Genomic DNA, 24,295 nt, shown 5'->3' on the forward strand with positions numbered 1-24,295 from the left:
TGTCTCCTCCTTATTTGTTATGCAGTATCTCCCGCCTTATATAGTCAAATGTATAATCTTCGCCCTTCTCAGCCAGAGTCGTTAGCATGTCCTCCAGCAGATCCGCCGATTCAGGGTGCAGATGATGTCTGGATCTGCCCCTCAGATAATACTCAAGCGGAAATGAATCCGTATACTTATCACCATTATAATTCTTGCTGGCAGCCACCCTGTCGCAGAACATCTCCACAACGTACTTCTCCGGCATGCGCATTCCCACCAGCTCCACACAGTTCCTGTCAACACTGTAGTCTACCCAGTATTCCAGATGGTGCTTGTTTCTTCCCTTGTGGTGCAGCCATGCGCTTGAATACCCCTTGCTCTCGCGCTCCGCATCATTCGGGCTTCTTGTTCCCTGATAATACTTTGCCCCGACTGAGAACTCAGTCCACGAATACTTTGACAGATCGTGCACAAGCCCCTGCCAGTATAATCCGCACTTAAAGCAGTTATGCATGACCATTCTCTTATGTCTGTTTATGGTTTTCAAATGTCTGTACCATTTTGGAGCATCCATATCATCCCGTCCTTTCCCACTGAGTACAAAAGGCTGCCGCAAAAACTTTTGCAGGCAGCCTTCCTCAATATTGAAGCCGAAAAAGGGACTCGAACCCTCGACCCACGCATTACGAATGCGTTGCTCTACCAACTGAGCTATTTCGGCATCTATAAATTACTACCATACGCTATCGGTTAGAAACACCAGATACCATATAGCGGTATATTTACCAATCCTTTATCGACAAACATGTCATCTGTAGATATCCTCACTGAAGTCTGATTGTCATATCTCTGTTTGAATACTCTGGAGCTCTGGGCCTTGGTGTGCGGACTTGTCTGAACATCCACTGGAATGACCTCTCCATCGCCCTCATACACGAAATCAACCTTCGCTGTGGCCGATGAGATCCAGAAATACAGATCCCCGATACTCCTGTTCACATACAGCTCTGCAAGAGCGTACTGCTCTGCTATAACTCCATCCATCATATCAAGAACATTATCTGTGTCAATATCCTGAACCAGAATACCAGCCATGACCCTGAGCAGACCATGATCAAGATGATACAGCTCAAATGACTTGTCATCCTTCTGGTTTGCCAGAGGAAGCACTCCATTCCTGACTCTGTACACCTGACGCACAACGCCCATCCTGACGATCTGATCAACTGACGCCTCATACTCCCTGGCACGGGCCTTCGGATCAACGTATCCATACATGAACTTCTTGTTCTCCTTGGTAAGCTGAACCGGAATACTGTTCCATATAGCCATGACCTTGGTAAGATATCTCTTCGGAGTGGAGTTTATCAGATATTCAGTAGTTCTGTCAAGTATAGACTTCAAAACCACATCAACTCTTCTGAGATCTCCTGTCTTATAATATTCATCCACCGCCTCCGGCATTCCTCCGGTCACGAAGAAAGTCTCAAGCATTGTCTGGACGCTGTCCCTGACCTCATCCGGCATCGGTGTGATCTTCTGGTTCTCTATAAATGCACAGAGCTTTCTGCCCTTTCCCGCTTTCAGGAATTCCTCAAAGTTCATAGGCATCATCTCATATACGCATATGTCATCCTGGCACTCTTCCTCTCCCGGGATTGGTCCACAGGATGTCGCAATGACACAGATCCTGCAGTCAGTATTGTATCTGCTATACTCAACAAGGTTGCCGAGCAGTCCCACACAGTTCTGCGCATTGTCAAATATAAGAAGCTTATCCTTGAAATCATACTTGTCAAGCGACGTTGTAAGCTTGGCATGAAGCTTCTCCGGCCTCCTCTCCTTTGCTGCATATGCGGCAAAGTCCGGATACTTGTCCATATCTATTATTATATGATCCTCAAAAAATCCCATGGCAAAATCAGCCACAGCCCATGTCTTGCCAACAAACTTGCCACCACGGACAACTGCAATCTTATCCGCTCCGGTCTCATACCATGTTGCAAGGTCATTCATAACATTTCTAAACAAGCATCTCACCTCGATTCGACCACTTTTTCCAAATCTATTATAGGATACCACTAAAAATTTGCAATGTAAATAGTTAAACCCATATCATTGCACTCTCTGATTTTTTATCACTTTATACTATTCATACAGGAATTTTTCCCTGAAATACGTCTTAAGTGCTGGTTCATCGATATCCATGTACTTCATCACAACCTCATACAGGAACTCCTTATAATATTCCCAGTCTTTTCCCGACATATCCAGCTCCTGTACATCCTCATAGAATATCTCTCCAAGCTTATTACGAAGTCTTATAGTCGCTACATATAAGTTGATATTACCATTTGCATTCTCTGACTTCACCACATCCACCGTCATGTCTCCATACTTCAGATGGGTCTCTCCACGCATGATCCTTACTTCCTTCTCAATGCGCGAAAGGCATTTCTCCTCAACCATATCCCGCAGGAAATACCCACGATTTTCAAAGAGATATTTCTTTATGGACATGAGAATGATCTCATTCTGAGAATAACCGGTATAATCAGATAATCTCTCCAAATCCCTCGCCATTCTGGAATCCATTCTCAAAGGCTTGCTCGTGAGCTCTCTCTTGTTAAGTCCCGGCATAATATGCTCCCTTTCTCTATCCCTATGGGGTAAAAAACCCGGAGGAGATATGTCCTCCGGGATCATTCTGATCTAATGATATCCTGTTGTATTACTCGCCCTTGCCGATCGACAGGAATCCACTCTCATTAGCCTTCAGCAGGAATGCAAGACCGATGTTCTTCTTGCCCTCCTCTGTCGCCTTGTAGATCTCACCTGTCTCAACAAGAGACTTGGCTATTGCAACTACGACATCCTTGAACTGCATCATCTGACGTCTGTCCTTAGAACTCAACTTAAATATGTACTGGTTCTTGGAGCTTATCAGAAGGATGCTGAATGTATGTACGTTATCCTTTGAAGCCCTTATTGCAGATCCGATCATTCTTGAGTTTGCAATGATCACATCCGCATTCTCATCAGGCAGATACTCTGAAACTATCAGCTTGTAGATCTTCAGGTAATCCTGCTCTGCCGTAGCATTGACAGGCATCTCGGCAACTGCAAACTCAACGACGGAATCAGCCATCTTGATAGTACCGCCATCATCATTGATGACTGCGTTACACTCCTTTGGAACACAGAGTCTGAAGAACTTGTTCTCCACAACTTTCTGTCCCTTGGCAGGTTCTCTGAGTATGAGATCTACATAGTTCATCTCCAGCTTGTTCATCGCAACTATCGCTGACTCATCGCCGGTCTCAGCAAGATCGATAAGAGCGTCGTACAGGCTCCATATCTGCTGAGTAGTTGTAGGAACGAGCTCCATGAGCTTCTCAATAGCAGGAACATATCCCATACTTGCATTCTCTATGTACAGCTTGACCGCCTCATCGCTGGCCAGGCCCTTCTCAACCTTGTAATTAATAACCTTAAATAAGTTCTCCTTATCCCAGTCATCGAAGTTCGCATTGAACGCCTTCTCGAAATACTTGATACTCTTGATCTCGCCCTTGTAGTTATCCTGCTTCTCCTGTACCTGATAGATTCTTCCGAGCTCATATCCGGCACGGGCGCTTCCAAGACCAAGTGCCTCAAGATAAGCCTTCTCAATCTCATATGGTGTTGCAATGTAGAAGATCTGTCTCTGCTTCATCATGGCTATCTTGATAGCCGCTGACTCGCTTCCGGCCTCCACTGCACGCTCCCACTTCTCAACAGCCGTCTGAAGGTCCTCTCCCTTGAGATCCTCAAGATCCTTGATATAGCCCTCAGCCTCCTGAATACCGTTCTCTCTGGCCTTCTTGAAGTAAGACAGTGCCTTGACTCCGTCTCTCTTCGTTCTGAGCAGACCGTAATAATATATTCTTCCAAGATAGAATGCAACTCTCTTGTGTCCAAGACGCTCTGCATTCTCATACCAGTTAACTGCCTTCACATAATCCTTGAGCTGCTGGTCATATACGATTCCAAGAAGGAATGCAAGCTCAGGATCCTTAGTTGCCTCAAACAACTGCTTTGCATAACTTATAGTCTTCTCAACATCCCTGTATGGGCTGTCCTCATCGTAGTACAGCTCTATCAGAAGGTAACTTGCCTTTATGCTTCCAAGCTTAAGAGCCTGCTTTGCGGCTCTCATGGCGCCCTCATAATCCTCAAGGTAGTAGCAGTATATAGCCTCGTTATAATACTGCATATCCTTTCTGTTGGCACTGTGGTCACTGGCCAGCGTAGGATCTACAAACGCAAATGAGTTGGCTGTCTCAAATATGATCTCCTCGTACTGCTCTATGATCTCCATTGTAGCACACACGAATCTCATACATGCCAGTCTACGTCCATGATAGAAGGCAAATGACACGATTCCCTTCTCCATGTCCTTGTGATAGTAAGTTGTACATATTCCATCTGCATACTCTGTGACATACGCCTTGAGCTGCAGCTCTTCGTCAAACGCATCGTTACAGTATCTCAGGTAATTCTCAAGAGTCATCTTGGAATCCTTTGGCACACTGTCATAATATACATACATTGCAAAATCCTTATATGTAAGACTTGGTGCGTAATACTCCTCACCTGTTGACTCGTTGATCGTCTTCACCCAGCCCTTTGGAAGCTTGTGGATGAATCCCTCAACCTGATCATGTACATATGTGTACTGATACTGAAGTCTTGAAGCCTCGATAACCTTGTAACGTGGCTCCTTTCCCTTTGCCTTTCTGGCCTCTGCTATATCCGTGTACAGCTTGTCCTTCTCCTCGAACTCAAGGCTGTCACCGTGGGTACTAATGTACTCAACTCTCTCGTATGAAGCCTTCGCCTTGGCATCGCCGGTATCAGCGAGCTTCTTGTACCACATCATGGCCTTGTCCAGATCGATAGGTACGACATAATCACTCTTGTTGCCATACTCATCCACTCTGTTAAGTCCGCTCTCATATATCGAACCAAGGCTCATATACGCTGCCTTTATACCGTAATCTGTGGCTGCAAGCTCATAATACTTGATGGCCTTTGAGAAGTTCTGGACTTCCAGAAGCATCTTGGCAAGCTTGAATATAACATCGCCGTCATGGTTCTGATTCACATACTTCTCGTAATACTTGGTAGCCTTGTTCAGATCCACATCCACAACTGCGTTGCGGTACTTTCCCTTCTCATAAAACTCTGCAAGTGCAAGAAGAGCATCATCCCCATATGACTTATACTGCGCATCCATTATTCCTATGTCTGCAACCTGTTCAAGTATGTTTACTGATTCCTCAGCATCTCCGTTGTCCATAAGGTTCATGGCTTTGTTGAACTGGAGCTCCACATTGTTGACCGGTTCCTTCTTTTTGGAAAATCTGGATACGAATGGTATCTTCTTTAATAATCCGTCAAAAAATCCCATATCCTGTTCCTCCGACAAATGTCCATTGATAAATTTATTTTACCACATACACATCCGAGGTGCAATAAATCATCCAAATTACTTATTGTTTTTTGTCAGATATTCTGAAAGTGCATTGACTGCTGCCTCTTCGTCGGCGCCGTCTGCAACTATAGTGAGCTCACTGCCATTCTCGAAGCTCATGCTCATCATACCCATAATGCTCTTAGCATTGATTCTCTTATCTCCGGTAACAAGGTGAACCTTGCTGTCATACTGACTTGCAACCTGTACAAGAACTGCAACAGGTCTTTCCTCTGCCTCTCCCATCATTGATACAACAACTGTCTTTTCGATCATTACATCCTCCTTGGGCTCATCAACAGCCCCGCATTTCTTCTGCGATCTCACTTATTTTTCTTAATCTATGATTAACCCCCGACTTACCGATCGGCGGCGTCATCATCTCACCAAGCTCCTTAAGGGAAGCATCCTCATTCTCCAGTCTGGCAAGCGCCAGCTCCTGAAGGTTATCGGGCAGATATCCTATGCCCTTTGTCTCTATTATGTAATTAATGTCATTCATCTGCTTTACGGCAGCGCTCACGGTCTTGTTGAGGTTTGCAGCCTCACAGTTGACCCTGCGGTTGATATTGTTACGGATATCCTTCCTGATCCTTATGTTCTCCATATTCATCAGGGATATGTGTGCGCCCATTATCCCAAGCATATCAACTATCATCTCCCCATCCTTCAGATAGACGACGTAGTATTTCTTCCGCTGTATTATGCGGGCTTCCACTCCAAATCCTTTTATTATCTCCTGTATGAACTGTGCCCTTCCCTCGTTCTCGCACACCACCTCCATGTGGTAGCCCTTGTTCGGATCACTGATCGATCCCGAGGTCATGAACACTCCTTTTATATATGCTCTCCTGCAGCAATCCTGCTGAACATCCATCCTGCTGACCTTCATGAGCTGACACTGTATCAGTCCCTCATATTCATGTTCGTTTTCTATCTTCAAGGTCATCAGTATCGTATTGACAATCTCTGGAGAATTGATCTCCATCCTGTATACTCTGCTGTCAGCTCCGGTCCTTCTTACACTTGAGTCCGGAATATATCTGAACAGCCTCTTTATCAGGGAAGCTATCTCCTTTGCGATAACACTTCTCTCTGTAACTATCACCAGCCCGGCCGGTCTGCCAGCCCAATATCTCACATATGCCACCATTGAAATCATCGCAGCCAGCTCAGCTATCTGACAATGCCTCGCTCCCGGAACATTCCCTGCCAGCTCCATCTTAACGTCTGAAGAAAATGACATATTCCACCTGCTATACTATCTGTTATTACATGCTACAACTTCTTGACTATTGAATCCTTCAAAATATCCCTGTGAACTATCCTCACTGTATACTTTGACTTCTGCAAACGGGCATAGACAGCATTGGCTATCGTGACGGATCTGTGTTTTCCGCCTGTGCAGCCGATGGAAATGACCAACTGATTTTTGCCTTCCTTGATATAATTCGGTATCAAAAATGTTATCAGATCTATAAACTTTTCCAGATACTCAGGGCCCTCCTTGCAGTTCATAACATAGTCCTGTATCTCTTTGTCGTTTCCCGTTTTCTCCCTGAGTTCAAGGTCATAGTACGGATTAGGCAGAAATCTCACATCCTGAACTATATCAGAATCCCTCGGTATTCCATACTTAAAGCCAAATGACATGACCGTAATTATGAAATTCGAATACTCTTCATTCTGCACAAATATCTTGTCAAGCTCCGCCTTAAACTCTCTCACAAGGAGGTTGGTAGTATCGATTATATAATCAGCCTCCTCCTTGAGGAAGCCGATAAGCTCACGCTCCTTGTTTATTCCATCTATTATTCGCCCACCCTTGACCGAAAGAGGATGGTTTCTTCTAGTCTCTTTATAACGCTTTACCAGAGTTGCATTGGAACACTCAATGAACAGGATCTCATAATTCATGCCCTCTCTTCTGATATCCGCCAGGCACGAATTGAGTTGTGACAAAGCCCTTCCACTTCTGATATCAACACTGATAGCAACATCATCCACCTGGATCTGCTCATCATAAGCGATCTCGGCAAATCTTTTTATGAGCTGGATAGGCAGATTATCAACACAGAAAAATCCGGCATCCTCAAGCGTCTTAAGCGCCGTTGCCTTTCCTGCTCCACTCATTCCTGTCACAATAACAAATCTCATGCTCTGTTCTCCCTGTCTCACTGAATGCTAGAAATCGCCAAGCATCTTCACCTCAGGCTCCAGCATCACGCCAAACTGATCCATAACCTTCTTCTGTACATCACGGATCAGACCTGCCACATCAGCAGCGGTTGCACCGCCCCTGTTCACAACAAATCCGCAGTGCTTCTCGGACACCTGTGCTCCTCCCACAGAATATCCCCTGAGTCCTGCATCCATTATAAGTTTACCCGCAAAATATCCCTCAGGTCTCTTGAATGTAGAGCCCGCCGACGGATACTCAAGCGGCTGCTTTGTTCTTCTGGAATCCGACAATTCCTTCATTCTGTCATCTATATCCTGCTGCACACCTGCTGCCAGCTTCATGGTAACCTCAAGAACTATGAGCCCCTCAGCCTCCACAGCACTGTGTCTGTACGAAAAATCCAGTTCATCCGATGACATATCATATATATGTCCATCGGCATCCATCACCTTGACACTGGTGACAACGTCCTTCATCTCACCGCCATAAGCTCCCGCATTCATATACACCGCACCGCCTATAGTACCGGGAATCCCGGAAGCAAACTCAAGACCGGTCAGCGAATTATCCCTTGCCAGTCTGCTGACTCTCACCAGCTTTGCCCCGGCCTGGGCTGTTATCACATCACCATCAACTGTTATCCCATTCATATTGTCCATTATATTGATTATCATGCCCCTGTAGCCAGCATCCGACACAAGCAGATTACTGCCATTACCAAGGACAAAATACGGTATCTCACATTTCCGACAAAGTTCTATAATCCCCACAACCTGATCTGCATCAGAAGGACTCGCAAAATAGTCGGCAGGACCGCCCACCCTGAAGGTAGTGTGTGCGCTCATCACCTCATCTGCGCTTGCATTCTTCTCTCCGGTTATCTCTCGAATACTGTTCAATATATCTAAATCTGACATGTCAACCTCATACAATCTGTCTTCTATATTTTATTCACATGTGCATGTATTTTAAAACAAAAGTAAAAGCACCCCCTGTCACAGAAAACTGCTTTTTTCTTAACATACACAATAAAAGTCTTTAATATATTGGATTTTACGGCACTATTCATCACCATTAAATTCATCATACATTAAAGACTTTTATAATTCAATATTAAAATTTAATATAAATTTACCATCTTTCGCAAAACCTTTGGATATTTTCACAAATTCTACTGGTAAATTTTACCGAAATTACATTCAGGTCAATTACCTTCCAAGCATGCTGCATGCACTTCCATAAATACCTGCATCATTGCCAAGCTGTGCAAGTGCGAACTTTGTCTGTCTGCATGCATGGAATGCATAATGCTCGAAATACTTCTTTACTGAATCTGTAAGTATGGAGCCCGCCTTTGACACGCCTCCACCGATTACAAATATCTCAGGATCAACTACACATGCTATCTGTGCAAGCGCACGACCCAGGATACGTGCCTGTGTATCAACTATCTCAAGTGCAAGCTCGTCTCCTGCCTTTGCTGCGTCAAATACATCCTTTGCAGTAACAGCCTCGAGCTCACGGAGAGTTGACTTCTTATCTGAAGCTGCCATAGCTCTGCCCGCAAGTCTTACCACGCCTGTTGCAGATGTGTACTGCTCCAGACATCCCTTGTTTCCGCATCCACATGTCTCAGTCTCTGAATCGTCAACACATATATGTCCGATCTCACCGCCGGCACCATTCACGCCGAACAGCATCTTGCCGTTGAGTATGATTCCGCCGCCAACACCTGTTCCAAGTGTTACCATTACCAGATTGCTGTGGCCCTTGCCACCGCCCTGCCACATCTCTCCGAGCGCAGCGACATTTGCGTCATTTCCAGCCTTTACGGGATATCCGACCAGCTTCTCCAGCTCGTCCTCAACATTCAGTATTCCCCATCCGAGGTTTACACACTTGAGAACCGTTCCATCCTCCTTGACAGGTCCCGGAACTCCGATTCCAACGCCCTCAACATCTTCCTTTGCAAGCTTCTTGCTTTCAATAACTTCCTTTATAGAATCAGCAATGTCCGGAAGAACATTCTTTCCACCGTCCTCTGTGCGGGTCTTGATCTCCCACTTGTCGAGCAGTTCGCCCTCAACGGTAAAAAGTCCCATCTTTACTGTAGTTCCTCCAACATCAACTCCAAATACATACTTAGCCATGTTTTTTCTCCTTCCACATTCTCCGCTTTTTATTGTAATATCACGGCCGGCAGTCATTTACTGCTTGTCACCACCGCCGTTGCCCTTCATAATATTCTGTGTAACTCTGTTATAAAGCTCCTGAGCTGCATTGTATCCCATCTTCTTCTGTCTGTGGTTTACAGCCGCCGACTCAACTATGATCGCGATATTCCTTCCCGGTCTGATTGGTATGTTGTGACTTACCACCTTATTTCCCAGGAACTCCATATAATTGTCCTCAAGTCCGAGTCTGTCGTATTCTGTATCTTTGCTCCACTCCTCCAGGTTGATGACAAGATCGATATTCTGATCTATCTTAACGCACTCAACACCAAACAGTGATTTCACATCTATTATTCCAATTCCTCTGAGCTCAATAAAATGCCTTGTTATGTCAGGAGCTCTTCCTACAAGAGTTGCATCGCTGACCTTTTTGATCTCAACCACGTCGTCCGCAACAAGTCTGTGTCCTCTCTTCAGAAGCTCCAGCGCCGCCTCCGACTTACCGATTCCGCTCTCACCCATGATCAGTACGCCCTCGCCGTATACATCGACAAGAACCGCATGCACCGATATTCTTGGAGCCAGCTCCACATGCAGCCATCTGTCCACCTCATGTACAAATGCAGATGTGACCGCATCGGATGTGAGTACTGGAACCCCATGCTTCTTTGCCATCTCTATGATAAATGGATATGGCTCAAGGCCTCGGCAGAATATAAGGCATGGCGGCTTGTATGAGAAGAACTCATCCATGATGCGCTTGTTCTCCTCCTCAGTATGCATAGCTGCCACATAGGCATGCTCAACATTACCACAAATCTGTATTCTTCCTGCATCAAAGTGCTCGAAGAATCCACCAAACTGTACTGCCGGTCTGTTCATACCCGGATCCTGGATAAGTATCTTATCCGTATCGATCTCCGGAGTATGGTTCTTGAGATCCATCTTCTCTATAAGCTGTGTAACCGTAACACTGTAAACCATATAAACCCTCTGCAACACCGAAACCGATGTTTTTCCTTTCCTAATATAGTCAATATGACTTATTTTATCGCAATTAATTATACTTATGTACGCTCTCTGTTGTCAAGCAGACATGCACAATTACACAGCCAAATATGCAACTCATTTGTGGTCTATTTATTCAGGAATCTCGCCTCATCCTGAACCATGCTGACCTCGCTTCCATCCCTCGCATCTATCAGTACAAGCTGTATCGGGTAAGTGTCGGAATGATCCGAATCCAACTGTGCAAATGAGTACACAGGTATAGCCTCATACTCGCCATCCCCTGTCTTTATCCTGAAATATGTGAGTCTCACATCGTTGAACTCCACTGAATTATATCCGGTATAATCCGCAAAGTGGCTCTCCATGACTCCCTTGAGGCTTGTCACCGCAGAATCCCAGGTGATCAGTGTCCCTGCATCCTGAATATCCCCCGCAGACTTCATCGGCCAAGTACATGTAAATCCCGTAAGTTTCTCTCCTGTAAATGCGATACTGTATGTGGACTTCTCCGTATAGTAGTATTTCTCTGCAGAAAACGAACCACTGTCCTCCGCATTCTTCTGGTTTGAGATGGTGTCTATGCCAAATGCATCCGGCTGATAGAGCGGCTGTCCATTCACGGACGCCTGAAATGTCACAGAGTATCCATCCTTCTCATATCCTACAACCTCTCCATACTCATCACTATATTGGCGGTAAAGCTCCGACTGTGATGTAGGGACCACATCATTAAAGCCCCATTTGTCCATGTAGTCCAGCGCTTTTACCATTCCGGCATCCTCATCCATGCCACTCATATTGGATTCATCAGTCTGAACGTCCGACGGATTCCCTTCATTTGCCGTTATCAGTTCCGCGGGATCCCATGAGGTATACTCCGTGAATGTCGCACCCTTGTCCGCCATATCTTCAGGAACAGGGTCCGTCACCGCAAGCTGGATAGAAAATCCCTCATCTGATATCCACGACAGATCATAAAAATACAGTATGTATTCAACTCCATCTATCTTCCCAATAAAATAATCCTTGCTGTAATCAACATCGGCACCCCTATGAGCGAACAGTTCATCTCTCTGTTCCTGTGTCACACTGTCCTTCATATCATATGGATACTCAAAAACTCCATCCTCCTCGTCAAATATGCTTTTGAGTATCGTCTCCCTGTCTTCAGCTCCTATGCTGCCCATGGTGAACTTCTTCGTATACATCTTATCGGCATCCGGAGTCTTGATCTCCGACGCTTTGATGCTTGCAGACTCCAAAGTTCCGCAATTTTCAACAGGAATATCAACACTTACACTGGTCGGAATGCTGAGTGTTCTGGCAAGTCCGCCCACACTGTCATCATAATCTGCATCCTTCTCGGTGTCCCCGGACGTGTCCGTTCCGCTGCTGTATTCCTTGATATCATCGCCCTCTATGACCGCCGTGTTTGCTTCCTTTTTCTTATCCGCGCAGCCACCGCACGCCATCGCAAGGCAAACCAAAGCTGCACATATCATCCATCTTCTTTTCCTCATATTTACTCTCCTTCACCAAGATATATTGTCATATACTCATAATAACTTGCCATTGAACTGCTCGGACTTACCTGCATGTAACAATCCTCAAGCTCACTCTCGTCAACAAGGAAATACACCGTCAGCAAATGTTCTTCGCCATCCCTCTTCAGGCAGCAGTAGCCATCCACGCTCTTTTCAGCAATCTCTGTGCCGTCATCTACTACATACGCAGGTACTCCATATGTCATCCGTCTTTCATAACTCGCACGAGGCTCACCATCTCCGCAATAATAATTCGTGTCAACCGGTGGCGCCAGCTTGTCCCCCGAGAGTTTTTCTCCCCTCTCAAGATCTATAACTATATCGTCATACGGATATGCTCTGTAGTCCGCTTTATATGTGATATCCACCGCAACCATCCGCAAGCTGCTGTTATTATAATCTCCCCAGCTTGTAAAGCTGTTATCTGTCGCTTCGTTCATCCTCCGACATCTGACATCCACAAAGTTTCCGTCCGTATCCACCAGACCTTTCTCCTCGAGATCTCCCACAACACAGAGCATATCCGCAGGATCTATTCCCTGGGTGTCATCGTATACGTTCACACTGTTTACAGTCATCTCTACGCCATCCACAACAAACAACTCGTCCAATCCTATAAATGTGTACTTGTCATCCACCTGGATCGTATCAACATTATCCGGATTGTCATCATAAAATGTTGAGTCAACTCCGACCCAGTTAGATGGATCATCGCCCTCAGCATCCTTGACATTTATTCCGGTCACGATCTTGTCCAGCTCCTCATCCGTTATATCGCAGCCGATATACACAGTCAGAATAACGGACTCTTCTTTTATCGGAACATACAGCACTCTATCAAATTCCCAATCAACTCCTCCCCTCTCAAACAACAGGTACTCATAACTTCCCGCCTGTCTGACTGTGGCATCCTCAATGCTTCGGTTTATCACAGTATTCGACTGTCCATTCCACTGGGTTGCCGCTATGGATATTCCCATATATCCTTTCCTGTCCGGGCTGTCATACTTACATTCCTCGACCTGAACCACGCCTTCCGGCAGATAATCAAGAGTGATCTCCACGTATCTTTTGCCCGAATTTATCATGTATGAATTACCATCGCTTTCTTTCATTATGCTCTGTGTTCCATTTTCTTCTTCCTCCGCCATTCTCTTTTTCATCGCGTCCAGAGTCTCCGTGCTCTCGGTGTCATCTGCAGCTGTGGCAACACCATCGTCATTGAGCTCTATCGTTCCACTTGCATAATCACCATTCTTCTCGATCGTAAATCTATACACGCTGACCGCAGCATGGATCGATACCGGTATAAGGATCACACCACACAGCAGCAGTGCTGCAACCTTGATAAATCTCTCCATTCCTGCATGTCTTTTCCTGAGGCCTGTCGGTCTGCCGGACTCCTCCATATCTCTCATTCCGGCGAGCAGACTTTCCTTTTTAGCTTTGTATTCTGCCGAAAATTCATGTTCAGACAGCTTGTCCATATTATCCGTATTGTCCGTGTTATCAACATTCTCCATATTCCTATTCTCCATCCAGCATCATCTCCTTCATCAGCAGTTTTCGCGCTCTCTTTACCGCCCGCTCATATTTCTTCCGGACCGCAGCCTCTGTCAGCCGCATCAGATCAGCCGTCTCTCTTACACTGAGCTGCCGCACTATCCTTAGCTGGAGCACCAGGGCATCATCATCAGATAATCTACCAAGTATGCCTGTTATCAACTGCCTGTTCTCCACCTCATCAGCCATATTGCTCTTCACCGATGGATCGGCATGACTCCACAGGATGTTGTCTGCAAGTTCCGTGGAATCGTCATCCCCCTGCAGACTGCACACAGCCTCTTTATCTCTTTTATTTTTCCTGTACATATCAACAGCGATATTTCTTGCAGTCTTGGTTATGTACGCCGACCTCTTCTCCTCCGGCATCCTTTTTATCATATTCCTGTATCTTATGACTTTCAGAAATGTCTCCTGTACAGCCTCCTCCGCCTGCCATATATCTCCCAATACGGCATACGACAGCCTGTATAACTTCTGTTCGTACTTGTCATAATATTCTGCTATCAATTCGCTGTCTTTCTTATCATTATGCATAATTTCCCTATCCTTTTTCATGTGTTCCCCGCCATGAACACCCCTAGATATTCTGTCTTTTTTGAACGTTCACTATATATAACGATTACATTATCATAAATGTGACACTTTTTCATAAAAAAAGAGGTTAAAGATTTCTCTTTAACCTCTTTTATGGGAAATATCACTATCTTCAGGCTTTATGCCTGTTCCGAATCCAAGTCTTCTTTATTCCCTGTATCCTCTTTATCCTTTTCTTCAGCTTCAGCCTCGGCTTCTAACAGTTTCGCAGCAGCTTCAGCCTCCTCCTTTGCCTTCTTCGCCTCTTCCTCGGCTTTTCGGGCGGTTTCCTCCAGTTTCTTCTCGTTGAGTCTGAATATCTTCCTCATCGTCGTACTGGTTCCGTATGCAATCGCACCAAATATGAATAAAACCCACAGGTACCATATATTCACAAATATAATAGGGTATCTCACGCATATAAATATAGGTGCAAACCATGCGATAAATACTTTTAACCATGATCCCTTATATGTGATAGCCAAAGCCAGTGAGTTTCTCACCGTGGTTCCCAGCTTATTGTTGTATCTGGCTATCAATGGGAACAAAAACGGAACAATAAGTCCCATAAATATAAGTTCTGTCACAAGAATTCCTGTGTAGAATGTAGATATGAATCCCGTCACTCTCTTGACAAGCAGGAATTCAAAATACATTACAAATATCGCAAGCAGAATAAAGAAATACGCTATGGTCGACTGTTTAAAGTTTCTCTTAAACTCATGGATAAATCCGGCGACAACCGTCTCTTCCTCATCCTCCTGCAGTCTTATACACATAGCATAAAGAGCTGACAGCGATGCTCCCACTGTAAATATAGGTATACAGCCAACTACAAAGCACACATTAAGTGCAAATATAGTTCCAAACGCATCCATTGCCCGTCTCAGAAGTGGTTCTTTCTCTTTTCCCCTGTCATTCTCTCTGCTCTCTTCCCTGTTGTTTGATATCTCGCTCATTCAAAATGTCCTCTTCGCTTATTGTCTCGTTAGAAAAAAAAATAATATAATGCGGGTATCGATTAACCCGAGAGTCATCGATACCTACATTATATTTAATTGATTACAATATATATTACTCCTTCACACCACCAAGTGCAACACCTGCAATAATATACTTAGAAAGGAAGAAGTACATTACGAGAATTGGAAGAACTGTTGTGAAAAGTCCACAATAGATCTGACCCCAATCTCTTGACTTATCATTTGCCTTTAACGCCTGAACGTACATTGGCATTGTCTGCTTCTTTCTCTCTGTAGCAAGTATGATAGAAGGTGTATACAGGTTATTCCATGATGCAACGAATCCGAAGATTGCCTGAGTTGCCATAGCCGGCTTCAGAAGAGGAAGTACGATCGTGTTGAACGTATGAATTTCTCCTGATCCATCAATTCTGGCAGCCTCTACGATCTCTGTCGAGAGACCTGTCTCCATGTACTGCTTCATAAAGTAAACAGTTGTTGGTGCTGCGATCGCTGGAATGATCATTGCAAGATATGAACCATAAATATGTGTGAGGTTACATACCTTGATAAAACCTACGATAGATACCTGCTGAGGAATCATCATGATAGCATATATGAAGCCCCATGCAAACTTCTTTGCCTTGAAATTGTAAACTGTAACTGCGTAAGCTGTCAGAGAACCGAAGTAGATCTGAAGAGCTGTTGCAGGTACTGTGATAATCAATGAATTGAGCATAGCCTGAAGTACGTTTACTCCACTCGTCTTAGCACTACCCTCTAAAAGTCCCTTGAAGTTAGTGATGAACTGTGATCCAGGAACAAGCTTTATTCCTGTAAGAATATCACTGGACTTAAGTGTTGAGTTTATTACCAAAATATAAAACGGTATGATTGACAGGAAACAAAGTATGATACAAATGACATATCTAAAAACTCTCGTTCCTGTTGCTTTTGATTCTGTCTGATCCAACTTTGTTCACCTACTTTCCTTGTTTTGCTGTTTTCTCTGATGTCAGCTTATAGAACAGTAAGCTTATTATCAATGTGAATGCGAAAAGCATTACTGAGTAAGCTGCAGCTTTACCATAATCCTGTGTAGGACCTGCACTTACATACTTCTTGATAAGCATAACTACTGTTGTTGTAGAATTGACATCTGATCCACCTACTCTTACAACTGGGTTACCTTCGTTGAACAGCTGTGGAATATCGTACATCTGCAGACCACCGATAGCTGATGTTACGAGTGTGTACTGTAAGATCGGCTTGAGCAGTGGAAGTGTTATTTTGAAGAACTGCTGCTTTGATGTAGCACCATCAACACTGGCTGCCTCGTAAAGTGATGGATTGATACCGAGAATACCTGCACAAAGGACAATCATTGTATTACCATACCACATCCAGAACTGGATGAAAGCAATGATTATAAGTGATGCCCAGCCGTGATTCAGGATACCACCATCATCACACCATCCCCAACTTCTGAACAGGCTCGTGATAGGTCCCTGAACCTCGAACATACTGTAGAAGAGAACGGCGATTGTAGCTGCTGTAATGATGTTAGGCATGTACATGATTACCTTGAATGCACCCTGACCCTTTAACTTAACCTTGATGTCTGTGAACCAGGCAGCAAGAACAAGTGCGAGAAGGATCTGAGGGATGAAGTTTACTATCCACAGAACAACTGTTATAGCAAGTGCCTGCCAGAACTCACTTCCGGTCTTTGCAAACACATAATTGGTAAAGTTACCGAGTCCTACGCTTGTTGTCACATATCTACCATTCTTAGCTGAGTAGACAAGTGAATTGTAGAACGTATAGATAAGTGGATACAGCTGAAAGATAAGGAAAACAAGGAAGAACGGAATGAGGAACATCAAACCATACTTGCCGTATTCAACTGTCTTGTTCTTTTTCATAGTGTGATACGCCCCCCTTAAAATATTGGTCTATAGTACACACGCACCAGCAACTTTCATTACTGATGCGTGCATTTTGTTACTTTATAGTTTTATCCTTTATTTTAGGGATAGATTACTTTGAGATACCAAGCTCTGAAGCACACTTGTCCTCGATGTACTTAACAGCATCATCAACTGATGTGTATGTACCTGAGTTGTAAGCTGTAGCTGCCTCATCGATGAATCCCTTGATTGAAGCGTCATTGTATGTTACGTTGCTGAGGTTGATTCCCTCTGCTGCTGCTGCCCATACCTCGATTGGGTTCTGTCCGCCAAGGAATTTCTGAGCTGCATTGTTGCTTGAAAGCTCACCATTGATAAGTCTCTCGTTAGCTGCCTTGTTGTTTACACAGTCACCTGTCTTGTTTGTGATCTCAACACCAACATCTGGATCACATGTTAACTCGTAAAGAAGGAATGCACAAAGCTCTGGGTTTGGTGTATCCTTACCAACCATTACGTATGTACCGCCCCAGTGGTATGATGTAGGGCCTGTAACAGCTCCCCAGTTACCATCTACAGCGCCGTTACCCTGCATTGAACCGATGAACCAAGGACATCCGAAGTAGCAGAATACCTTTGAATCATTTGTCATATCAGCAGCCCATGATGAATCCCAAAGGGCTGTGTTGTTTGAATATCCACCATCATAGATCTTCTTACCTGTCTCAAGGTACTCTGTAACTGCACCATCAAGTGTAAGCTTCTCTGATGAACCGTCATCTGTTACCCAAGGCTGTGACTGAGTATCCCAGATAGCATACTTAACATCTGAAGGACCAGATACGATCTTGTATCCAGCATCCTTTAACTTGTCTGCTGTCTCGAAGAACTTGTCCCAATCAGCAAGAGCTGCCTGAACTGTCTCAGGATCATCTGATCCAAGAACTTCCTTAGCAATGTCTCTTCTGTAGAATACAGAACCTGCTGTAGCCTGCCATGTAACGCACTTAAGCTGTCCATCTTTTGTTCCATACTGCTTAGCGAAGTCGTATGAATTAGCCATAACATCATCTGTGAATCCAAGATCTGTAAGGTTTGCTGTTGCGTCTGTCTCTGACCAGTACTTAGCTACATCGTTATCAGCTGGGATAAGTGAAGGATACTTGTCTCCACTTTTAAGAGCTGTGTCGATAGCTGTCTTGTACTCATCTGATGTTCCACCAACACCAAGTGTTACGAACTCAACATAATCCTTGTACTCTGGGAACTTGTCAAGAACGACGTTCATCTTCTTTGAGAAATCCTCATCCCATGAGTAAGCGTAAATCTTCTTGCTGTCATCCCAGCCATCTGTGCTAGGTGCTGCAATTGCTCCTGTTGCTGAAGCGTCTGCCTCTGTTGCCTCTGTAGCATCATCTGATGCTGCGTCTGTTGCCTCTGTTGCCTCTGTCTTAGCCTCTGTCTTAGCCTCTGTTGTAGCATCATCATTTCCGCCACATGCAACGAGTGATAATCCCATTGCCATAGCTAATGAAAGTGCTAACGCCTTTTTGATTTTTCTCACAAAAAAACCCTCCTTTTAAATATGTGTGCTATTCCAATGTTATGCTCTAAAATCGCCTTATCGAGCATATCCGGAATGCCGTGTCATGCTTTTCCATGACCTCTGTTGTGATTTTATTGACAACGTCCTTGTCAACATAGGCTTATTATAGGGCATATTATCTAATTTGGCAACCCCTTTTTTGAGTTTTTTTATCTTTTTTGCACATTTGCCTTTTTTTAAGCTTAAAAAATAACTAATTAAACTTTATCTATAAGGCGTGTATTTTATCATTTTTGTCAAATAGTCTATTTTTCGTACATTCCATGCGCCTTTCCGGCTAATATGGCAACTGTACTTTATATATATAAAACAGCTTATTTACAGGGTTTTCTTTTAGTCATTATGTATAGTGCATGCAAAACCGATCTGTTTTATTGTGCAATTTTAAATTTTAGACTTTTTTCACTATTGGAGGGGTTCTGTTCTCCTCTTCTATATGTTAGTATACTATTATTAAATATATTTGACGCGGAAGACCGGACGCCCTCCGGCTCTTTTCGTGCAGAGGAGTTTTGAATGAGCAAAAAAGATAATACACAGGAAGAGGTGCTGGAAAGCACACAGAAGGATGCCCCGGATGACATTTTGATCCAGCCAAGGGGTGTCAAGCGTGAGGTGGCCGACGGTTTCTCAGATCCTAGATCTGCAGCGCCCAAAGCGGACCTTGCGACCGAAAACAGTCTTGAGCTTCACGCCATGACGAGATCAGAGCGCCGCAGATACAGACGGGCGCAAAAAAAGGCTGAGACAGCGGACATGACACGCTCACAGCGTTTTCATTATTTTATAGACTGCAACAAATGGAAGATCATAGGAATACTGATGATCGTAGTGTCACTGGCCTGGATCTCACTGGCGGTATATTCCAATACCCGGCCGACGGTATTTGCATATGCGGTGGTCAACAGTCCTGATCCATGGAGCGTGGACACATCCGTTATAGACGACTATAAGAGCTACTATAATTATAAAGACTCGGACAAGATTAAATATATGCAGAACCTGCATTACGATCCGACTACATTTGACGCTGACTACGATGCAAATGGAACGGAATACTCTTCCTTCCCGCTGCTGTGCGAGGACAATGTATATGATGTGCTGATATCCGACAAGGCCGGAGTTGAGTGCTGCAGTTGGATAAATCTGATACATCCGCTTGATACATATGATGGCACTCTCAAAACTCTCTTCGAGGGAGAGCTCAAGGATCGTGTAGTAACGGCGCAGGATTCCGCAAATCACACTTCCGCATACGCAATAAACATCAGCGGAACGGATTTTGCCAACCGCATGAACCTGGGATACAACGATGTGTATCTCTCATTCCCGGGCAACAGCGAGGAGAATGTTGACCACATTATCAAGCTGTTGAATTACATTTTTGATCTTGGTATAGAATAAGAAAAAATGGCTGTGACATATTGTTGTGTCACAGCCATTTTTTCTGTCATGATCTGTATTCAGGTGATCATATATCAATATATCAGTCCTCAGAATCCATATTCATAACCTGTCTCTTTCTTGCAAGCTCGTCATTAGCAAGATACTCATCATATGTAGTCTGCTTGTCTATGAGACCGGTGTTTGTTATCTCTATAATTCTATTGGCTGTTGTCTGTACAAACTGGTGATCCTGTGAGGAGAACAATACGACTCCAGGGAACTTGATAAGTCCGTTGTTGAGCGCTGTGATCGACTCCATATCCAGATGGTTTGTAGGCTCATCAAGAATCAGGGTGTTTGACCCCATGATCATCAGCTTGGACAGAAGACATCTTACCTTCTCTCCTCCAGAGAGGACTTTGACCTTCTTAACTCCATCCTCACCTGCAAAGAGCATTCTTCCAAGGAAACCTCTTACATATGTGGCATCCTTCTCATCTGAATACTGAGTGAGCCAGTCTACTATCACAAGGTCGTTGTCGAACTCCTTGGTGTTGTCCTTAGGGAAATATCCCTGTGAAGTTGTAACACCCCACTTGTAACTTCCCTCATCAGGCTCCTCCTCGCCTGCAAGTATCTTAAAGAGCATGGTTGTTGACTTTGTATTTGGTCCTACAAATGCTATCTTGTCGTCATGTCCAACTGTGAATGAGATATCATCTAGAAGCTTCTCACCGTCAACTGTCTTAGAAATATGTGACACGGTAAGCACTTCATTTCCAATCTCTCTCTTAGGTCTGAAATCGATATATGGGTACTTTCTGCTCGATGGCTTAATATCATCCAGTTCGATCTTCTCAAGAGCACGCTTACGTGATGTCGCCTGCTTGGACTTTGAAGCATTTGCCGAGAATCTCTGAATGAACTCCTGGAGCTCTTTGATCTTCTCTTCCTTCTTCTTGTTGGCTTCCTTCATCTGCTTGATCATCAGCTGACTTGACTCGTACCAGAAGTCATAGTTACCTGCGTAGAGCTGGATCTTGCTGTAATCTATATCTGCTATATGGGTACATACCTTGTTCAGGAAATATCTGTCATGCGATACAACGATAACCGTGTTCTCAAAGTTGATGAGAAATTCCTCAAGCCATGCGATGGCATCCATATCAAGGTGGTTTGTAGGCTCATCCAGAAGAAGTACATCCGGATTGCCAAAAAGGGCCTGGGCAAGAAGCACCTTGACCTTGAGTCCACCATCCAGATCCTTCATCAGGCTGTAGTGATACTCTGTGCCTACACCAAGGCCATTCAAAAGTGTTGAGGCATCTGACTCAGCCTCCCAGCCGTTCATCTCAGCAAATTCAGCCTCAAGCTCTGCAGCCTTGACTCCATCCTCGTCTGAGAAGTCCTCCTTCATATATATAGCATCTTTTTCCTTCATTATCTCATACAGACGCTTGTTACCCATGATTACTGTGTCAAGCACCTGGTACTCATCGTATTTGTAGTGATCCTGCTGGAGAACTGAAAGTCTCTCTCCATCATTCATGGTCACATCACCCTTTGACGGCTCTATCTCTCCTGACAGGATCTTCAGGAAAGTTGACTTGCCGGCACCATTTGCACCGATCAGTCCATAACAGTTACCCTCTGTAAATTTGATATTTACATCCTCAAATAAAGCCTTCTTACCAAATCTCAATGTTACGTTATTCGCACTAATCATCGACGTATATACCTTTCACTATTTACTCTGTCTGCACACGCAGACGTCTCCATTTTCAGTGATTAAGTATATCAATACATGTCAGATGTGTCAACTTTACTTTATGTACAGAGCGGCGCTTTTCCTGCCCCGCTCCACTCTTCCATTCTGATATCCTTTACCAGAATTTTCTGGCTGCCAGCTAGAGATTCTTGACTATAGGATCATACAGATCAAGCTCACAGTACTCTGTGTCTGTAAAATGATCGCAGTTAAGACAACTCTTACCCGTCACATCGTTTGAAAGGCCCTTACAAGAACACTTCTTCTCATACGCACTGCATCTCTCTGCAACTTCTTTGTAGGTTTCTGTTGAACTTCTCATGATGTTCTCTCCTTTTTGCTATGCATTTTTCTGCTGCCTTATTATTGTGTGTCTTTTTCTGCTTTTTATTCCCCATTTCATTCTTCGCTGATTCTTTGCCACATCAAGGTACGGATTCTTGACAATATGCTATATATTAAGTACAATCAGAATTAAAAATTTTTTAAATGATTGGAGATGAAATCTTGGACGCAGGTTCCATAATAAACATTATCATTCTGGTGGTGCTGATCGCACTGTCCGCATTCTTTTCTTCAGCTGAAACAGCACTCACAACGGTGAGTAAATTCTCGCTCAGGTCTCTTGCAGACAACGGCAACAAGCGGGCCTCACGGGTTCTCAAGGTCACAGAGAATTCAAGCAAGCTGATAAGCACTATTCTTATAGGAAATAACATTGTCAACATATCAGCATCTTCTCTCACGACCACATTCGTAACAAAGGCATTTGGAAGCTCTGCTGTCGGTATTGCAACCGGAGCCCTGACACTGATCGTTCTCCTCTTCGGAGAAATCACACCAAAGACCCTGGCTCAGCGTTATAACCTGAAGATATCGCTGTTATACATTGACATAATCCAGTTCCTTATGATAGTGCTCACACCTGTGATATTCATAGTGAACAAGATCGCTGATTTTATATTCTGGATCATAAGGCTCGACAAGGACGGCGGGAACCAGAAGATGACCGAGGATGAACTCATAAGCATGGTGAACGTCAGTGAGGAGGAAGGCGTCATCGAGGACAAAGAGAAGGAAATGATAACCAATGTGGTGGACTTCGGAGATTCCATTGCAAGGGATGTCATGATCCCAAGAGCAGATATGACCATCGCCTCTGTTGATATGGCTTATGATGATCTGCTGAAGCTCTACATGGAAGTACCGTATACGAGAATTCCTGTATATGAGGACTCCAGAGATAACGTGATCGGTATCCTTCATGTTAAGGATCTCTTCTTCTACAAGGCAACCCATGATATCAATAATTTCAGCGTTCGTAACATCATGAGAAAGCCACTGTATGTATATGAATATCAGAAGACCAATGATCTTCTGCACTCCATGAAGTCGGATTCCAATACCATGGCCATCGTGCTCGATGAGTACGGAATCTGCATAGGACTTATTACCATTGAGGATCTCATTGAGGAAATCATCGGAGACATCAAGGATGAGTACGACACGGAGGAACACAACAACATCATCAAGGTTGACGACACCCACTACAATGTCGATGGCTCCATCAAGCTGGATGATCTGAATGATGCACTGAATCTAAAGATAGAATCAGAGGACTACGACTCCCTCGGCGGTTACATAACCGAGCTGCTGGATCACATTCCAGCCAAGGGCGAGTCCGTCACCGACATCTCATGCATCTACAAGGTACTTGAGATGGACAAAAAGCGAGTCGCCAGAGTGCTTATCACGCTGGCTCCGCAGGAGCCAGGCGACGCCGACGGCGAGTAAGCCAGCGCCGGGTGGCGGGGTTATGCGCAAACAGACATTTTCGTTGAAAAAGATACAATTTTGTGATATTTCTCGAAGGAATTTACGAAAAGCACACAGGCTTGCGAAAGCTTGTGTGCCTTTCTCTTTTTTCGGCTCAAAAAGATACAATCGTCAAGCTTGCAGCCAGCTAGCGTCCTGAGCATTCTCTTTCCTCTTGATTTTTAACAAATTAATACGTTTTATAGTAAAACAACCTTGTAATGTAGTTTTGAATACTATATAATATGACGTGTTGATTCAAAATCAACTGTTTATATGCGGTATTACACACTGCATAAAC

At 44.3% G+C, this 24,295-nt stretch carries 21 protein-coding genes and 1 tRNA gene; 2 read left to right on the top strand and 20 right to left on the bottom strand.

Features of this window, described 5'->3' with window-relative positions:
• Positions 1-10: 10 nt before the first annotated feature.
• The 18 genes from DXB91_RS02960 to DXB91_RS03045 all read right to left on the bottom strand — a co-directional run bounded on the left by DXB91_RS02960 (position 11) and on the right by DXB91_RS03045 (position 18,983).
• Positions 11-556, bottom strand: coding sequence for a DUF5662 family protein (locus DXB91_RS02960; protein WP_015533282.1), 546 nt, complete (start codon positions 554-556; stop codon positions 11-13).
• 74 nt (positions 557-630) lie between these two features.
• Positions 631-703, bottom strand: a tRNA-Thr gene (locus DXB91_RS02965).
• A 29-nt stretch (positions 704-732) separates the two neighbouring features.
• Positions 733-2,013: a DUF4143 domain-containing protein gene (locus DXB91_RS02970; RefSeq protein ID WP_022216601.1), complete on the bottom strand. Its 1,281-nt coding sequence runs from the start codon at positions 2,011-2,013 to the stop codon at positions 733-735.
• Between the two features lie 117 nt (positions 2,014-2,130).
• The gene (locus DXB91_RS02975) at positions 2,131-2,622 is read right to left on the bottom strand and encodes a hypothetical protein (RefSeq protein ID WP_118016777.1); all 492 of its coding nucleotides are present in this window, start codon (positions 2,620-2,622) and stop codon (positions 2,131-2,133) included.
• Between the two features lie 91 nt (positions 2,623-2,713).
• Positions 2,714-5,434, bottom strand: coding sequence for a tetratricopeptide repeat protein (locus tag DXB91_RS02980; RefSeq protein WP_118016778.1), 2,721 nt, complete (start codon positions 5,432-5,434; stop codon positions 2,714-2,716).
• A 78-nt stretch (positions 5,435-5,512) separates the two neighbouring features.
• Positions 5,513-5,773, bottom strand: a complete 261-nt coding sequence (locus DXB91_RS02985) for an HPr family phosphocarrier protein (RefSeq protein ID WP_117548563.1) — start codon at positions 5,771-5,773, stop codon at positions 5,513-5,515.
• A 19-nt stretch (positions 5,774-5,792) separates the two neighbouring features.
• Positions 5,793-6,743, bottom strand: coding sequence for a DNA-binding protein WhiA (gene whiA / locus DXB91_RS02990; RefSeq protein ID WP_117548562.1), 951 nt, complete (start codon positions 6,741-6,743; stop codon positions 5,793-5,795).
• Positions 6,744-6,775: 32 nt separating this feature from the next.
• Positions 6,776-7,654 (bottom strand): RNase adapter RapZ, encoded by an 879-nt coding sequence (gene rapZ, locus DXB91_RS02995; protein ID WP_015533288.1) that lies wholly within the window; start codon positions 7,652-7,654, stop codon positions 6,776-6,778.
• Between the two features lie 27 nt (positions 7,655-7,681).
• Entirely contained in the window at positions 7,682-8,596 is a 915-nt protein-coding gene (gene murB / locus DXB91_RS03000) for a UDP-N-acetylmuramate dehydrogenase (protein WP_117548561.1), read from the bottom strand.
• Between the two features lie 291 nt (positions 8,597-8,887).
• Positions 8,888-9,829, bottom strand: a complete 942-nt coding sequence (locus DXB91_RS03005; protein WP_120000313.1) for an ROK family glucokinase — start codon at positions 9,827-9,829, stop codon at positions 8,888-8,890.
• Between the two features lie 57 nt (positions 9,830-9,886).
• Positions 9,887-10,837 (bottom strand): HPr(Ser) kinase/phosphatase, encoded by a 951-nt coding sequence (hprK, locus tag DXB91_RS03010; RefSeq protein ID WP_015533291.1) that lies wholly within the window; start codon positions 10,835-10,837, stop codon positions 9,887-9,889.
• A gap of 152 nt (positions 10,838-10,989) precedes the next feature.
• Positions 10,990-12,384 (bottom strand): hypothetical protein, encoded by a 1,395-nt coding sequence (locus DXB91_RS03015; RefSeq protein WP_118016779.1) that lies wholly within the window; start codon positions 12,382-12,384, stop codon positions 10,990-10,992.
• Positions 12,385-12,386: 2 nt separating this feature from the next.
• Positions 12,387-13,946 (bottom strand): hypothetical protein, encoded by a 1,560-nt coding sequence (locus tag DXB91_RS03020; RefSeq protein WP_118016780.1) that lies wholly within the window; start codon positions 13,944-13,946, stop codon positions 12,387-12,389.
• Positions 13,936-14,508, bottom strand: coding sequence for an RNA polymerase sigma factor (locus DXB91_RS03025; RefSeq protein WP_022216606.1), 573 nt, complete (start codon positions 14,506-14,508; stop codon positions 13,936-13,938). Before DXB91_RS03025 ends, DXB91_RS03020 begins: the two co-directional genes overlap by 11 nt.
• 179 nt (positions 14,509-14,687) lie before the next feature.
• Positions 14,688-15,506 carry a YesL family protein gene (locus tag DXB91_RS03030; protein ID WP_055143836.1) on the bottom strand — a complete coding sequence of 273 codons (819 nt, stop codon included), beginning with the start codon at positions 15,504-15,506 and terminating at the stop codon, positions 14,688-14,690.
• A 115-nt stretch (positions 15,507-15,621) separates the two neighbouring features.
• On the bottom strand, positions 15,622-16,482 hold the full coding sequence (locus DXB91_RS03035; protein WP_117548555.1) for a carbohydrate ABC transporter permease: 861 nt from the start codon (positions 16,480-16,482) through the stop codon (positions 15,622-15,624).
• Positions 16,483-16,492: 10 nt separating this feature from the next.
• Positions 16,493-17,434 carry a carbohydrate ABC transporter permease gene (locus DXB91_RS03040; RefSeq protein WP_117548554.1) on the bottom strand — a complete coding sequence of 314 codons (942 nt, stop codon included), beginning with the start codon at positions 17,432-17,434 and terminating at the stop codon, positions 16,493-16,495.
• A 115-nt stretch (positions 17,435-17,549) separates the two neighbouring features.
• The gene (locus DXB91_RS03045) at positions 17,550-18,983 is read right to left on the bottom strand and encodes an ABC transporter substrate-binding protein (RefSeq protein ID WP_118016781.1); all 1,434 of its coding nucleotides are present in this window, start codon (positions 18,981-18,983) and stop codon (positions 17,550-17,552) included.
• A gap of 558 nt (positions 18,984-19,541) precedes the next feature.
• Here DXB91_RS03045 and DXB91_RS03050 point away from each other — a divergent pair.
• Entirely contained in the window at positions 19,542-20,429 is an 888-nt protein-coding gene (locus tag DXB91_RS03050; protein WP_022216609.1) for a hypothetical protein, read from the top strand.
• Positions 20,430-20,511: 82 nt separating this feature from the next.
• Here DXB91_RS03050 and DXB91_RS03055 read toward each other — a convergent pair whose 3' ends face one another.
• On the bottom strand, positions 20,512-22,137 hold the full coding sequence (locus tag DXB91_RS03055) for an ABC-F family ATP-binding cassette domain-containing protein (RefSeq protein ID WP_117548552.1): 1,626 nt from the start codon (positions 22,135-22,137) through the stop codon (positions 20,512-20,514).
• 181 nt (positions 22,138-22,318) lie between these two features.
• Complete coding sequence (locus tag DXB91_RS03060) at positions 22,319-22,501, bottom strand: hypothetical protein (protein WP_015533298.1); 183 nt, start codon at positions 22,499-22,501, stop codon at positions 22,319-22,321.
• A 185-nt stretch (positions 22,502-22,686) separates the two neighbouring features.
• Here DXB91_RS03060 and DXB91_RS03065 point away from each other — a divergent pair, with 185 nt between their 5' ends.
• Entirely contained in the window at positions 22,687-23,973 is a 1,287-nt protein-coding gene (locus tag DXB91_RS03065; protein WP_330410571.1) for an HlyC/CorC family transporter, read from the top strand.
• Positions 23,974-24,295: the final 322 nt, after the last annotated feature.

It is taken from the genome of Coprococcus sp. OM06-34AC, from assembly GCF_003462545.1.
GTDB lineage: Bacteria > Bacillota > Clostridia > Lachnospirales > Lachnospiraceae > Coprococcus > Coprococcus aceti.